This is a genomic window from Sphaerimonospora cavernae (assembly GCF_042435035.1).
Taxonomy (GTDB): Bacteria; Actinomycetota; Actinomycetes; order Streptosporangiales; family Streptosporangiaceae; genus Sphaerimonospora; species Sphaerimonospora cavernae.
Window position 1 is genome coordinate 369,398 of record NZ_JBHMQT010000044.1, and the last position, 14,980, is coordinate 384,377.

A 14,980-nucleotide genomic window follows, 5' to 3' on the forward strand; every position below is an offset into this window, starting at 1 on the left:
CGGTCAGGGGCGGCCGAGGGCGCGGTAGTGCCAGCCGGCCTCACGCCAGGCGTCGGCGTCGAGCGCGTTGCGGCCGTCGACGATGTTGCGGGCCGCGACGACCAGGCCGAGATCCTCGGGGTCGATCTCGACGAACTCCTGCCACTCGGTCAGCAGCAGGACGACGTCGGCGTCCCGGGCGGCGCCGCGCGCACTGTCCGCGTAGCCGAGGTCGGGATGCGCCGTACGCGCGTTGTCCAGGGCCACCGGGTCATAGACCGTGACCTTCCCGCCGTGCCGCGCGATCGTGACGGCCACGTCCAGCGCGGGGGAGTCGCGGATGTCGTCGGAGTTGGGCTTGAAGGCCGCGCCGAGAACCGCGACAGTGCGGCCCTCGAACGAGCCGCCGACCAGTTCACGGGCGAGGTCCACCATGCGGGCCCGGCGTCGCATGTTGATCGCGTCGACCTCGCTGAGGAACGTGAGCGCCTGATAGGCGCCCAACTCGCCGGCCCGGGCCATGAAAGCCCGGATGTCCTTGGGCAGGCAGCCGCCGCCGAAGCCGAGGCCGGGGTTGAGGTATTTGCCGCCGATCCGCTCGTCGAACGACAGTGCCAGTGAGAGCTGCTTGACGTCCGCGTGGGCGGCCTCGCACACCTCGGCCATCGCGTTTATGAAAGAGATCTTGGTGGCCAGGAAGGCGTTGGCCGCCGACTTGACCAGCTCGGCCGTCGGGTAGTCGGTCACCACGATCGGGATCTCCTCGCCCAGCGGCGCGTAGACGTCGCGCAGCACCTTCTCCGCCCGGTCGGAGGCCACGCCGAGCACGATCCGGTCCGGCCGCAGGGTGTCCCGTACGGCGAAGCCCTCGCGGAGGAACTCGGGGTTCCAGGCAAGCTCGACCTGGGCGCCCGCGGGGGCGAGCCGTACCAGCTTCTCGGCCAGGCGCTCGGCGGTGCCGACCGGCACGGTGGACTTGCCGACGACCAGGCACTGGCGGTCGAGGTGGGGAGCGAGGGACTCGATGACGGCGTCGAGGTAGGAGACGTCCGCGCCGTACTCGCCTTTCTTCTGCGGAGTGCCGACGCAGACGAAGTGGACGTCGCCGAAGTTGGCGGCCTCCTCGAAGGAGGTCGTGAAGCGCAGCCGTCCCGACTCCAGATTGCGCCGCAGCAACTCCTCCAGTCCGGGCTCGTGGATCGGCAGGTTTCCGCGCCGAAGCCGGTCGATCTTCGCCTGGTCCACGTCGAGGCCCAGCACCTCGAAGCCCAGTTCGGCCATGCATGCCGCGTGGGTAGCCCCGAGATATCCGGTTCCAAGCACGGTGAGGCGGTACGGCACGGCATGCTCCCCTCTAGCTCACTGATTGTGAAGTGGCATGGTACCGGGCTGGTTTACTGCCCGTTGAACCACGTCCGCAAACTGGGTATGGGTCAACGGTACGGTGCCCTCCCTGCTCGGTCGATGGGGCCCGGGCGGATGTTCTGTTACCAGACTTGTCAGAATCGATCAGATTGATCTACTGGTAGGTAACATCTGCTCGGACGTCCTACTATCTCCTCATGAGCTTCCCTCTCTACGCGCCCGCCGAGGAGCACGAGATGCTCCGGGAGACGGTCCGGGCCCTCGCCGACGAGAAGATCGCGCCGCGTGCCGCGGCGGCCGACGAGAACGAGGAGTTCCCCTGGGAGGTCTACAAGGACCTCGTCGCCGCCGACCTGCACGCCGTCCACATCCCCGAGGCGTACGGCGGAGCCGGCGCCGACGCCCTCGCCACCGTCATCGTGATCGAGGAGGTCGCACGGGCCTGCGCGTCGTCCTCGCTGATCCCCGCCGTCAACAAGCTGGGCACGGTCCCGCTGCTGCTGTCGGCGTCAGAAGAGCTCAAGCAGCGCTACCTGGCACCCGTGGCGCGCGGCGAGGCGATGTTCTCGTACGCGCTGAGCGAGCCGGAGGCCGGCTCCGACGCCGCGGCCATGAAGACCCGGGCGGTGCTCGATGGTGATCACTACGTGCTCGACGGCACCAAGATGTGGATCACCAACGCGGGCGTGTCGGAGTACTACACCGTGATGGCCGTGACCGACCCGGGCGCCGGGGCGCGCGGCATCTCCGCGTTCGTCGTGGAGAAGGACGACGAGGGGGTGTCGTTCGGGGCCAAGGAGAAGAAACTCGGCATCAAGGGCTCTCCCACGCGTCAGGTCATCCTGGAGAACGTCCGGATCCCGGCCTCGCGCATGATCGGCGAGCCGGGCACGGGCTTCAAGACCGCGCTGGCCACCCTCGACCACACGCGCGTTACGATCGCCGCCCAGGCGCTCGGCATCGCCCAGGGCGCGCTCGACTACGCCGTCGGGTACGTCAAGGAGCGCAAGCAGTTCGGCAAGCCGATCGCCGACTTCCAGGGCCTGCAGTTCATGCTCGCCGACATGGCGATGAAGCTGGAGGCCGCCCGGCAGCTCACCTACGCCGCCGCCGCCAAGTCGGAGCTGGCCATGAACGGCACGCGGGTCAAGGACCTCACGTTCTTCTCCAGCGCAGCCAAGTGCGCCGCCTCGGACGCCGCCATGGAGATCACCGTCGACGCCGTACAGCTGCTCGGCGGGTACGGCTACACGCGCGAGTTCCCGGTCGAACGCATGATGCGCGACGCCAAGATCACCCAGATCTACGAGGGCACCAACCAAATCCAACGCATGGTCATGGCCCGCCAACTCCTGAAGTAGCCATTGACGTGCAGAAACCCCGCCTGCCGTAGTTGGTGGGCGGGGTTCGCTGTCCGCGGGGTGGACCTCTGAACGATCACCGTTCCGCGAAGAGGAGGGTGGGCTCGGCGAGGATGTCTCGTCCCGCTTCGCTCTTGTAGATCTCGTCGACGCTCCCGAACCTGGCCTCGGCGTAATCGAGTCCCAGCAGAGCGGCCGCTTCGCGGACCGACGCCTCGTCAGGCCCTTCGATCTCCAGAAAAGTGGAAAGCCCCGGCCAGGTGTCGAAGTCGAAGACGACATCCCCCAGACGCCACTCCTCACGGTAGTTCTCCTGGTAGCGGACCTCGCGTAGACCGATTCCGCGGAGGATGTCGGCCATGGCGTGAATGTCGGCGACTTCCGTTTCGATCTCGGTCGTGCCGTCGATCGTGGTGGCGTCGGTGACCTGCTTGAGTGTCAGCGTGGACCTGCCGCCCTCGTCACGCAGGCGGATCCACTGACCGTTGTCGAGAACGTCGTTTTCGAAGATCTTGCGGGTGAGCAGGGTGCGCGGGCTCGACTGGGCCGCACCCAAGGCGGTCAGCCTGGCCTGGAGGTCGGTGACATCGGCGTTGAGGAATTTCGCCTCGTACTCGTGCTTCATGGGACCTTCTTCGTAAGGAGTGGGGAATGGCGGGCAGAGCGGAGGGCGAGCAACAGGCCCATTCGGTGCGTGTGGTCCGCAAGCTGGCCGACGTGTGCTCGCTCGGTGAATTCGCTGGTGCGTAGCGTCAGTAGAAGGTCCCAGGAACCGGTGAAGTGGTAGCTGAGCCTCTCGGGCGAGGTGTAGTGCTCGATGAGATAGTGCCGTGGTTCGACAGGCATCATGAACTCCGCGCCGAACAGCCCGCCGGGGCGGACAAGCAGTTGCATGCGGGTGACGAACTCGGCAAGCGGGCGATGGTGGTTGATACTGTAATGCCAGGAGCAGCTCGTCCACACCGCATCGCAGAGCGTGTCGAGGGGGTGTTCGTAGGCCAGGAAGTCCTCCTCGACGACCTGCACCCGGTCGTGGAGTTCTTCGAGCTTGAGACGATCGATCAGGCCCGGTGCGTGGGTGTCGATGTCGCCTGGGAGCCGGGCCGGGCCGCCGTGCAGGGCGAGGGGGTCGCGCTCGATGGCGATGACGCGGTAGCCGGCGCCGCGGCGCCGAACTCCTGTTCCAGGTGTTCACCGAACGTGAGGAACGCGCGTCCATCGCGGTCGCGTCCAACGCCGCGTTCTCCGAATGGACGACCACCTTCACCGACCCGCGGCTATGCGCGGCCATCGTCGACCGGCTCACCTTCCAGGCCCACATCATCACCACCGGCACCGACTCCTACCGCCTCAAAAGCGCCACCGCCGCCGCTACATGACACCCCGCCCCCGGGGTCGGGCGGGCGCGACCCGCTGCCAGGGACGCTGCTTACCAGGCCGTCCTTCTCCCGAGCCAAGGGCGCTTCGCGCCGGCTCCGCCGACGGCCCTAACGGGCCGCCCTTGACCCGCGAGCCTCCACGGCCCGGTCAGGACAGGATTCCCGGTCAGGCCCCAGCCTGCCCCTTCCGCCCAACGCGTCCCTTCCACCCCCGCAGTCCCAAACCTCTAAGAACCGAGCATGGGGCCATTTCACAGGAGAACTCCACCCACCCCCCCGTCCGTGGTGGGTCCAAATCAGGGGAGCCCAGTGGGGCCACTGCGGGTTGACACAGCCACCGGTCCGCGGAGGAACGGGGGAAGAACCGCAAGGGGCTCCGCCCCCTGCACCCCCGGCACTCCTCAGAGATGACGTCATCTCCTCGCCGGCCACCCCGAGGGATGCCAGACCAGCCGCCCAAGGTCAAGCCGTCGAGTGTGGGCAGGACAACCAGCAGGCGCGGAAGGTCACCGGGACACATGTACATGCGAACGACGGCTTGACCCCAGGCGTCCGGCCCGGCATGGCTACGCCTGCCCGACGAGGAGATGACGGCCGACCAACGTAGGCGACCTTGGCCTGTCTCGATTTTGGGAATCAGGGAGGCTGCACGCGTTCGAACAGGTGCTCCTCAGCCCGCAGAAGTTCACGCTCGACCGTCTCAGCAAGATATGGGTTATCGATTAGCAGACCGAATTCGATGTTGCCGTGTTCGGCGCTCCAGGAGAAGTTCGCGCTCGTGGTCAATAAGAATCGGTGGTCCACGATGAGGAACTTGGCGTGGTTACGCACGTAGGTGCCGTCGAACTCCGTGGTCCGTAGCACGATCCCTGGTGCGAGGTGGGCGGCCACTTGCGTCGTTGAGGGACCGCGGCCGGTGCTGGAGTCGGCGGCGCGTGTGTCGAGGTACACCCGTAGTGCGATTTCCGGGCGTTGCGCGGCCTGTCTGAGCGCTTCCCACAGTCTGGAAGTGCGCTGGAAGTTGAACGTCGAGCAGGTGATGGACTGCCGTGCTCCATCAACAAGATCGACTGCCGAGCTCGTAAGCGGCCCGGACCGAGCCAGATGACCCGGCATCGTCCAGATGGGGCTCAGCGCCGTGGTGATCGACCGTGCACCCTCCACAGCCCGCAAAACGGCAACCACCGCATCCTTTCCCAACTGCGCAAGGAGCGCCCTGATCTCGGCACGTCGAGCCGTGGGGACGACGCGAAGAGCGGTGGTTAAGGTGTCGCCGTCACTCAGCCGGTCCACTATCCCTTTGGCCTCGGTGGAGGTGAGCCGCTGTCCCAGTTCCCGCGCTGCCCTGCCGTCAGTCCACATAGCCGAAGAAGCCGAGCTCACTTCCCGGGAGGTCGACGAGGAAGCGCCTGTCCAGGAACCGGTTCGCCCGCTCGCACGAGGTCTCCGACGCCATGGCACAGCAGTGGCAGGCTGCTCCGTGCAGGAAGTCTTCCGGGTCCTGGGGGGTGCGCATGGCGCAGATCGGGTCGGAGGAACATCGTGTCGCCCGGTGCAGGGCGTTGCTCACCACCCGTGCGAGCCTCGCTGGTTCGCTGAGCTGCACCAGCCCACCCAGGGTGCCGTCGCTGTCGGAGGCCGTTGTGCAGATCAGCAGACCCGCCGCCGCAGCCCGTCCCTCGGCCTCCGGCCACGCGTACAGCCGCTCGCTAAGACTCGCCGCCGAGTAGCCACATGTGAGGGCCAGTTCACGGATGAGCACATGCGCCAAGGTGTGAACCAGCCAGTAGCGCGGGGGCTTCAGCCGGGTGTCCGGGTCCACCAACTCGGCGGTCTCCGAGAACCTACGCTGGAAGTTCCGCCGGTGGGCGTCGCGATGGGCCTCCCACAGGGTGGTGTCGTAGACCCGTTCTTCCCACGTCGCCACAGCCGTCTCGTCCAGTTGGAGGAAGATTCCTTCACCGCGGTCCTCGGTTGCCACTGTCCATTCCGGGCGAACGGCGCGCGTCAGCGGGACGAGGCGGCGCGGCAGGTCTCCGACCCGGTCCATGGTGTCGATCCGGGTGAAGCCGACGATGGCGTTGACCTTCCTGAGCCGCTCGACCGCGAGCACGCGCGTGATCTCTGGGCGCAGCCCCGGAGCGAGTTCGCGCTTGGACAGCGTGAGACCGCTCATCTCGTCCTCATGCCGTGCACCGAGCGGGTCCTTCTGCAGGTAACGCCATTCCGGTACGAGCAGGTCCACCGGATCCCAGGTGCGGATCCGCTCTTCCTGCTCTTCGGCCGAGGCGGGTGGCTGCGCGGCCAGCTCGACGGCCTGGGTCAGGGCAGCATCAGAGAGGCCAGAGACATCGACCTTGCCGTCGAGAACATCCCGGAGAATCTCCAGATCGTCGCGATATTTCGCCAGTTTGTCGCCCAATGCGATCCGGATTTGATCCGCCAGATCGCTTGCCCGCTCTTCCTGCGACTCGGGCATCACAATGATCGACTGTGTGGCGGGGAACCAGAGGTTCGAAGCGCCGACCAGGATCAGCCGGGTGTCGAGACCACACCCGCCTGGCTGGAAAGCGTCCAGGTGCGGGTGACGGCCCCGGCATTTGGGCAGATTGTCGCTGGCCTTCTCGCCTTGGGCCTCGTTCATGGGACGAGTCAACCCGCAAGATCCGCACATGATCGTCGCCGTGGCGCCACGACCGGCCGTCCGATCGATCATCTTCAGAGCCGGGAACTCCGCGTCTGAGCAGCGTCTACCCCGATGTACCCACTGGTCGTAGGGGAACTCGTCCAGGTGTCCGTTCACGCAGGCCAGCAGATAACGAGCCGGTACGGCAGGCCGCCGGGCAGGTTTGCGGTTCTTGTCGCCCTTGCGCCCGATGCACTTTGCGTGCTCGAAACAGGCGAGATCCGTCCGGAACGGGTGGGTGTTGGTGTAGTCGAACTGCGACAGTGACCCCAGCATGTCACAGCCGGTGCAGCGCAGCCATTGCGGGAACACCCGGGCCGGCACCCCGAGATCGCTGCCCTCGTTCGACATGCTCAGTTTCTTGGCCTGCCACGGAAACGGCCGCAACTGCACATCCGGCGAACGCAGCAGCAGCCGCACGACCTCACGGAGCCGAGGCGCGCGGATCTGCGGAATTCCGTCCCGTCGCCGCCAGATCCGGTCCCAGTCATCCAGCCCGGTCGGCATGATCGTAAACTGGGGCAGATCCATGATCGCGCCGGGACCGTAGGTATACAGCAGAGACGAGGGCCGCCCGGAGCCGACCTTGGCACGGTTGTGCTTGCGCCCCTGCTCCGCCTCCCGGTCGGCGTCACCGAGGGGATCGACCGGGGACGATGCGTCGTAGATGAAGCGAGCGTCAGACATCGGAGCCCCCCGGCACCTGCCACTGCGGCGCATCCATCGGCGGAATGTAGATCAAGTTGTCTTTGATTGGGCTGACCAGCAAGTTGATCTCCGGCTGGACCTCACGCATGGAGTTGGCGACCACGAACGGTGCCGCGTCCCGGCTGTCGGCCATCGACCGCGCGTTCTCCGCGCCGATCATCAGCGGGCCGTACTGGGCATCGTCGAAGACCCGCTCATACACCAGCGCCTTCCGCAGGTCGGCGAGATACTTACGGCGATTCACCCACTGGTCGACCCGGTTGACCAGCCGCTTCCCGGCCAGCTCGGCGCTCTCCTCGCCGCCGGCGAGCTGGACGCGGCCGACCAGATCGTCGATCAGGCCGAGCACGAAATCCCGCTGACTCTCAATCCGTCCCGCACCGTCCTCGGGAGACAGTCCCGAAGGACTGGGTCCCTGCAGCACGCGGGCGGCGCTCACAAGTGCGCCGTCGAGACCGCGTTCCATCGAGGTGACCGAGAACGGTGTCACCGACAACGCCTCAACCTGCGCGTAGAAGGTCTCGTGGTAGTGGCGGAACTGCTCGTAATGCGCCAAGTCCCGTGGCCGGGCCCAGTTGCCCAGGGTGACCACCAGGCCGGGACGTTCGGGATCACGGCCGACCCGGGAGGACGCCTGGATGTATTCGGCGGTGTTCTTCGGCTGCCCGACCACGAGCATGAGCCCGAGCCTGGTCACGTCCACACCGACCTGAAGCATGGAGGTGGCCAGCACCGAGTCGTACGGGGCGAAGGGACGCGTGGGCGCCCGCTTCCCGGCCTCGCGCAGTTCCCGCAGCGCTTTCTTCCCGGCCATGGAGTCAAAGGACGGATCGAACGGGATGGCCATCTGGTCGAGGGTGGCGGTGATGTCCGAACTCGCCACCCGGGAGGTCAGCTCGGCCAGGTGCAGGTTGCCGAAGTTGGTGCCGGTACGGCTGGGCAGCAGTGACCACGGCCGCCGCTTGGCCAGCGCGGTTTGCACGTCGTCACCCATATACCGGGACATACCGGCAAGCTCGCGGGTGGCGCTGAAGTAGCCGACCAACGTCATGTACGGGTCGGCGACCACACCCGAACGGTCCAGCAGAAGCTGAGCTGCGGCCATGAGAACCTCGGCCACCCGGATCTCCGCTGTCGTGAGCCGGATGCCGGTGGTGCTCAGCCCGATATAGCGCCGTCCCGGATTTGTGTCGGAGATCTCGGCTTCCTTCGAGAAGAACGTATCGCCGGCGTCGAGCACCTGCGGCGGAAAGATGGTCACATCCCGCCCATACAAAGCACGGACCTGGTCGGGCGCGTTCCGCGCCGTCGCCGTCGAGGCCACCACCAGGGGGCGTACGGCATGGCCACCGGGAGCTCGCCAGCTCAGCATGACGTCGACAGCCACCTCGAACAGGCCGACCGTAGTCCCGAGAGCGCCGGTGATCAGGTGCAGCTCGTCCTGAATGATCAGATCCGGCGGGCGTAGCCGGGACACAGGACGGACCGCGGCAGCGGGCAACCCATCCTTCTTCGGATGCTTGTTGCCGTCCTGGATGTCGCAGTGCCGATAGTCGGGGTGGACGAATCCGTGCCGGTCACAGCGCCGAGACACATATCCGAAGAGGGAGGCCGCCTCGCCCTCCCTGGCCAGCCGGGCGAACTTGTCCACGGTGGCGATGAGGAAGGCCGGAACCAGCCGATAGATCTCCTCATCCACGGTGAGAACCGGGAGACCGTCACCGATCTCGCCACCCTCGGCAAAGGGGCAGCCCGACAGGTCATCGCTGCAGTAGACGTAGATCCGGCGCTCAGCGGCATGCGACTTGACGTTCCGGGCGCTGATCTTGCTTCCGCACCACGGGCATCGCTGGATCTGCAGCACCGTCAAGCGGTATCCGTGCCCCTTGCTGGCCTTCTCAAGTTGTGTCGCCGCTTCGTCGAAGCGCTTGGGGCTGACATCGGTTCCGACCCACAAGCCGATACGGAACGGCTCACTGCCCCAGGTGGCCGGATCCTTGGCACGTGCTAGTTCAGCCGCGCACACCAGCGCGGTGGCCCGCTGGAACTGCTGGGCGGTGAGCAGCCGCAGCGTGTAACGCATGAGCACCGCGATCCCGGCCCCGCCGTCAAGCTGCCCATCCGGAGTGGCGAGCAGACCCTGACGGCGCCGGATCGCGAAGGTGTAGGCGGCCAGGCCCAGATAGGCCTCGGTCTTACCGCCGCCGGTGGGGAAGAACAGCAGTTGCGCCTTGGCCAGATCCCCCGAACGGCGCTCGGCGGCCGGATCTGTGAGCGCGGGCAACTGCATGAGGATGAAGGCAAGCTGGAAGGTGCGCCAATGCGCGTAATTCTTCTTGCTCCGTACGGCGTCGCGGGCGGCTTCGATGCTCAGCTTCGGATCAGCTGCCCGCGCCTGGGCGACCTGTGACTGGATGCGCTGGTCGGCCATGACCTGGTTCATGAAGCGGAAGCATCGCAGCGCCTCAGCATCAGTGAGCAGGTGTTCCAACCCTTCGGCGAGCTGCCGCTGCACTTTGCAGGCTTCGCTGACCGCGTCCAGGCCCTCGTCTCGCAGGTGCGCGGGGAGCTCCTCCTCGACGCGGCGCTGCTCACCGTCGAGCCAGTCGGCATAGCCCCGCACGATCGGTTCGAGTCCCACTCGCAGCTCGTCCACGCTGGCCGCGGCCAGCGCCTCCATGCTGAGCAGCGCGTTGCCGACCTCTTCCGCAGTGACCTGCGGCGTTTCGCAGGTCGGCAGCCAGGTCGTCCAGACCTCGCTGGCCCGCCGCGCCCCCTTCTCAGCTTTCCAGTCCACCGAGCAGGTCCGCCCGATGGCGAACTCCAGCCGGTCGCGGTACTGCAGCTTGAGCCGCCGTAGCTCGTCATCCGGCTCGAAGCGCGTGTCCTCCAGCGCGTCGCGCACCGGCAGGAAGACCTCGGCGCCATCTGCATGGACCGAGATCTTGGTCTGGTAGAGCCAGGCGTTGACCGGAATCTTGATCGGGGTCACCCGGTCGTTGCAGAGCGCGATCTCGATCAGACGGCGGCCACGCTCGTGATCGTCGTAGCGGTCGATCCGCAGGACGACTTTGTCCTTGAGCACGATCGTCGTGGACTGCTTCGGGTCGAGATCGTCCACCTTGATGGTGTTGACGATCTCGATCGGGGTCCGCTTGTACCGGCGGAGATTCCCCCTGTCCTCGGTCTTCTCCTTGATCGGCTCGTACACGCCCCACGAGGTGGAGACGGTGAACGCTTCCAAGTCGAACGGGATCTGACAGCGCAACCCCATCGACGCCGGGATCATCAGTCCGCGCTGCTGCGGCTGGTCATCGACATCGTCCTCTTCAGAGCCGGCACTGCTGTCATCCACCGCGGTGATCGGCACGCCCCGGCCCTCTTCGGCATCGAGCGCATCGCCGACATCGGTGATGGTCTCGTCGGACTCGGCATCCCGTGGGTCGCCCTTGCCTTTCAGCAGTTTGACGGGAGCGATCCGGCCAATGAGATACGCCGAGTCCGGGACACCATCGAGGATCTCCTCCGGCCCGTTCGCCGGGCCGAGGATCTCCCGCTCAAGAATGTCGACCAAGTTCTCGCGCACGGTCCAGGATTGGCCGTCCGGCTCGTGCTTCAGCCGGTACGGCTGGTGGTCGTGGCGTGAGGGCTGCGGCGTGCTCACTCGTCATCCCCCTCGTCATCCCCCTCGTCCTCATCTTCCGCCGGAAGCTGCGCCTCTCCCTGGAGTTCGGCCCGGCGTAGATTCTCCTCCAGCAGCCGGTCCAGGATCTCCACCCGAGCGGCCGGGCTGACCGTCCACCGAGTCATCTGCCGGTAGGTGTGGAACCCGTGGTCAAGGGGCAGATCGCCCCACCCGTAGGCATCCATCACCGTCTGATCCAGCTCAACGTGGATCTCCCGCAACCGCGCCACATCACGATCGGCCGCGTCGGAGACGTCAGGGTCATTAATGAGGTTGTAGAGCTTGGTCAGACCGAGATCGCGCCTGAGCATGATTTCTCGCCGCTCAGTGTCGAGAGTGCGGCCAATCTCAGCCAACCGCTCGTTCGGTTCCGGACGCGGGAAGGTCTCGAATGCGCCGGATGGCGCATAGCTGGGATCAAGCCGCATGGTTGTGCTGTACTTCACACCCCACGCCCAGTGCAGCGACGAAGACAAGACAGTCTGAAGCTCGTATGAACAGCTCGCGAAAACCACGAGTCGATCGCTGAGTACCTGGTTAGCTGGTACGCGCAGCGGCATCATCGTCTTGCTTACACGAGTTAGCACCAGCATCTCACTCAGGTCTGCGATGGCCCTCCGCATGGAGGGGCGCTTCTCACCGAATTGCCACCAGTGGTCTCGGTAGACCTTCCGGTTGTTTTTGGCCCGCTCCGGCTTCACCCGCGCCAGCACTTGCTCATACGGCAAGACGTACCTTCGAGCCTCAGACTCTAGGCGTTCGTTGAAGTCGATCACCCATCGCGATGCGGAAGCGTCCGGTCGTGAGTTGAGATCTTCCCCGTTCAGATAAGGGAACAGGACAGCGGCGTTGCCCGGATCGGTCTCGATCCACGCGGTGGCTTCTTCAGGATCCAGAATGAAACCTAGCCCGATAAGCTTGCATCCCTCGAAAGTTATCCCGGTATTCTCGACAAGTCGCACCGGTGTGCCATAGACGCGGCCAGCGGGCTCAAGCAAAGTGGAGAGCTGCGCTACCTTGATATCGTCGCTGATCCTGGGCAGCGAATCGGGGACCTGCCTGCGTGTCCCCCAAACCGCCGCGTACTCCAAGTTGGCGCTCGCTGCTGGCCACGGCCTGCTTTGAATGGCCCGTGTAATGTTGAAACCGTCGGCAACCATCCGGCCGAGCCCAACTTCGCGTGTCTCGCCCTGCGCTACCGAGTTTGTTGCAATCAGTCCGAGGTTGCCCTTTGGAGTGAGCAGCGCCATGGCGCGTAGAAAGAAATATCCAACTAGGTCGGCCGTCCCCTTCTGCCCACCCGCCAGTACACCGACAAACCAATCTCGGATGTTGGTCCCCATTATTCCGGTGAGCTTGGATCCTCCCAGAAAAGGAGGGTTGCCGATGATGGCGTCGAAGCCGCCACGGTCCATCACATCTGGGACGGCGACGATCCAGTGCAGCGGCTTCCACCGCTCGTAGTCGGTCTGGACAGTCGGTGTGAGCCCGACCTCCAGGATCGCCTCCAACATCCGGCGATCCGCGGTCCCGCCACCTGCCGGGTAGGCGAGTTCCAGGGCGAGCCGCACGTTCTCGTACGCCTCGCGGAGTTGCTTGCCGGGCTTGCCGCCCCAGCGCAGCCCGGCTGCGACCACACCGTCGGCGATATCTCTGAGGTCGGCGACCAGGTTCTGGTAGTCGCGCCACTGACGGCGCTTGGTGGTGGCCGAGCGCTGCGGGTCGGCGTCGGTGACCTCGGTGGCGATCTGTTGCCGCAGCCGGGCCGCCTTGGCGAGCACGTCGTCAACGTCCACGCCGAGCACCGACAACTGCCCTTTGGCTGATGCCGGGTCGATGTGCATGTCCTTGAGCTGCTGCTCATTGGTCAACCCGAGGAGTGAGTTGCCGTGCAGGACCTTGTCGTCGACGAACGAGAACGGCAGTTTCGGGTCGAGCGACACAAGCCAAAGCGACAGCTTGCACATCTCCACGGCCATCGCGTTGATGTCCGCGCCGTACAGACACGACGCGACCACCATGCGGATCGCGTGGGTCCGCAGCTCGTGCGGCGTGCCATACGCGACGCCCTCCCGCTGCCAGGCCTCCACCAGACGGGCGCCCAGATACCTGGCCGCGCTGACCAGGAAAGCGCCCGAGCCGCAGGCGATGTCGGCGATCTTCAGGTCGAGGATCCGGTCCGACGAGACCGGCCGCCAGTCGTCGGAGTTGGCGGTCTGGTGTGGGCCCGGCTCGAAGACCAACGGCTCCAGCGCGTGCCGTACAACCTCTTCGGCCAGTGACTTCGGCGTGTAGTGGGCACCGGCCGAGGCGCGTGACGGAGTCTCGATGACCAGCACGCCGCCCGGCTGGACGACGAGCGGCCGGTTGCGCAGGTCGCGGCGGATGACTCCGATGAATGGGCGGAGTCGCTCCCGGATGTTCTCGTCCTTCGTGACTGAACGGACGGCGGTCTCGGCGTCCTCGATCTCGCTCGTGGAGCGGATCGCCTTGGCCAGGGCGGCCTTGGTCGGAGGTTTGGCGGCGGGCTGGTTCTGTTTGACCCAGGCCAGGATCGCGTCGGAGAGCGCCGTGTCACCCTTCTTGGTGGCGGCCAGGGATTCGAGGACCGTGAGCGGCATTTCCGGCTCTTCGCCGGGGCTGCCGATCAGGCCGACCGTGATCTCTTCGACAGTGTCACATGAATAGCCGAGCAGGCCCTCATAGATGTAGCCGATCTGCTCCACGTCGATGTCGCGGAAGGAGATCGGGCGCGCGGGCTGGCCCTTGAGCTGGGCGACCTGGACCGCGCGCAGGACCTCCAGCATCACTCGGTCGCTGACGGTGATCGCCAGTTGACCCTGATCGGTCAGCTTGACCAGGAAGGGGTAGCGGTCGGGGTCGAACAGGGAGCCCCCGTAGGAGGGCAGCCGCAGGTCTTCGAACGAGGCGCCGTGGTAGAGCGCCCGTGAGGTGGCCAGGAGCCGGTGCCAGGTCAGGTGGGTGGCGTCGAGTGCTTCGGTGCCCTCGTCGCGGGCGCGGGTGTCCAACGCGTCGAGTTCGTCGCTGATGCCGTACCCCATCGTGAACAGCCGGCTCTGCGGTAGCAGGCCGCGCTCTTCGGCGAAGAGCAGGAAGACGACGCGCATCATTACAGTGACAGCGGCTTCGTAAACCTCGGCTCGCTTGGCGGGCAGGGGGTCGGGCCCGCCGTTACGCTCGGCATCGAGGGCGGCTTCCGACATAGCCTGCACCAGCAGCTCAACGGCCCGGCGCACCTGAGTGCCGAGCGCTTCGGTGATCTCTTCGGCAGCGGCGACCGATTCGCCGAACAGCTCTGTCAGCCGGTTCTGTGGCTTGCCGCCGAGTAGGCGGCGGCGCTGCAGCAGCTCGATGAAGGCGTTGCGGACCTCGGGCTGGGCGATCCAGTCCTGGGCGTCGACGGTGCCGGAGGCGGGCATGGTCTTCTCGCGTACGCTGACGATCGCCCACCAGCGGCCGTCGGTGACGACGCCGATCGGCACGCCTGCCGTACGCAGGAGCTCTTCCATCCGGTCGATGGGGCTGGAGGCCCAGCCGTCATCGAGCGGGTCGCGCAGCGAGTCAGCCGGGTCGGTCACGAGCACGAGGGCGCCTGTCACGCCTTCGTGGGCGACGGCACCCGTCGCGCGCACGGTGACTGCATGGTCGGGCGAACGGACTTCTGGGCCACCCGGCTCAGTGACGTAGCTGTCGGCCCAGCCGAGCACCTCCCGCAGGACTGTCTCCACCCACGCGTCCCGCTCGCCGCGATAGAGGTCGAGAGAGGCCTCGTCCCGGTTGGCGTCCCAGTTCTCCC

At 66.2% G+C, this 14,980-nt stretch carries 8 protein-coding genes and 1 pseudogene; 2 read left to right on the plus strand and 7 right to left on the minus strand.

What is annotated here, in order from left to right; translation table 11 throughout:
- Positions 1-3 precede the first annotated feature (3 nt).
- Positions 4-1,320, minus strand: coding sequence for a UDP-glucose dehydrogenase family protein (locus ACFHYQ_RS21800; RefSeq protein WP_394302971.1), 1,317 nt, complete (start codon positions 1,318-1,320; stop codon positions 4-6).
- Between the two features lie 221 nt (positions 1,321-1,541).
- Here ACFHYQ_RS21800 and ACFHYQ_RS21805 point away from each other — a divergent pair, with 221 nt between their 5' ends.
- A complete protein-coding gene (locus tag ACFHYQ_RS21805; protein WP_394302972.1) occupies positions 1,542-2,705 on the plus strand; it encodes an acyl-CoA dehydrogenase family protein in 1,164 nt (387 codons plus the stop codon).
- Positions 2,706-2,781: 76 nt separating this feature from the next.
- On the opposite strand, the gene ACFHYQ_RS21810 is transcribed toward ACFHYQ_RS21805, so the two are convergent.
- Together ACFHYQ_RS21810 and ACFHYQ_RS21815 are read right to left on the minus strand one after the other, a co-directional pair.
- Positions 2,782-3,330, minus strand: coding sequence for a class IV adenylate cyclase (locus ACFHYQ_RS21810; protein WP_394302973.1), 549 nt, complete (start codon positions 3,328-3,330; stop codon positions 2,782-2,784).
- Positions 3,327-3,731 (minus strand): hypothetical protein, encoded by a 405-nt coding sequence (locus ACFHYQ_RS21815; RefSeq protein ID WP_394302974.1) that lies wholly within the window; start codon positions 3,729-3,731, stop codon positions 3,327-3,329. Before ACFHYQ_RS21815 ends, ACFHYQ_RS21810 begins: the two co-directional genes overlap by 4 nt.
- A gap of 146 nt (positions 3,732-3,877) precedes the next feature.
- Here ACFHYQ_RS21815 and ACFHYQ_RS21820 point away from each other — a divergent pair.
- A pseudogene (locus ACFHYQ_RS21820) lies at positions 3,878-4,084 on the plus strand (ATP-binding protein); the annotation flags it as partial.
- Between the two features lie 636 nt (positions 4,085-4,720).
- On the opposite strand, the gene drmC reads toward ACFHYQ_RS21820, so the two are convergent.
- Genes drmC through ACFHYQ_RS21840 form a run of 4 tightly spaced genes read right to left on the minus strand, consistent with a single transcriptional unit; the run spans position 4,721 to position 14,912 of the window.
- Positions 4,721-5,446 carry a DISARM system phospholipase D-like protein DrmC gene (gene drmC / locus ACFHYQ_RS21825; protein ID WP_394302975.1) on the minus strand — a complete coding sequence of 242 codons (726 nt, stop codon included), beginning with the start codon at positions 5,444-5,446 and terminating at the stop codon, positions 4,721-4,723.
- Positions 5,436-7,457, minus strand: a complete 2,022-nt coding sequence (drmB, locus tag ACFHYQ_RS21830) for a DrmB family protein (protein WP_394302976.1) — start codon at positions 7,455-7,457, stop codon at positions 5,436-5,438. Before drmB ends, drmC begins: the two co-directional genes overlap by 11 nt.
- Positions 7,450-11,142 (minus strand): DISARM system helicase DrmA, encoded by a 3,693-nt coding sequence (gene drmA / locus ACFHYQ_RS21835; protein WP_394302977.1) that lies wholly within the window; start codon positions 11,140-11,142, stop codon positions 7,450-7,452. Before drmA ends, drmB begins: the two co-directional genes overlap by 8 nt.
- Positions 11,139-14,912 carry an Eco57I restriction-modification methylase domain-containing protein gene (locus tag ACFHYQ_RS21840; RefSeq protein WP_394302978.1) on the minus strand — a complete coding sequence of 1,258 codons (3,774 nt, stop codon included), beginning with the start codon at positions 14,910-14,912 and terminating at the stop codon, positions 11,139-11,141. Before ACFHYQ_RS21840 ends, drmA begins: the two co-directional genes overlap by 4 nt.
- Between the last annotated feature and the right edge of the window lie 68 nt (positions 14,913-14,980).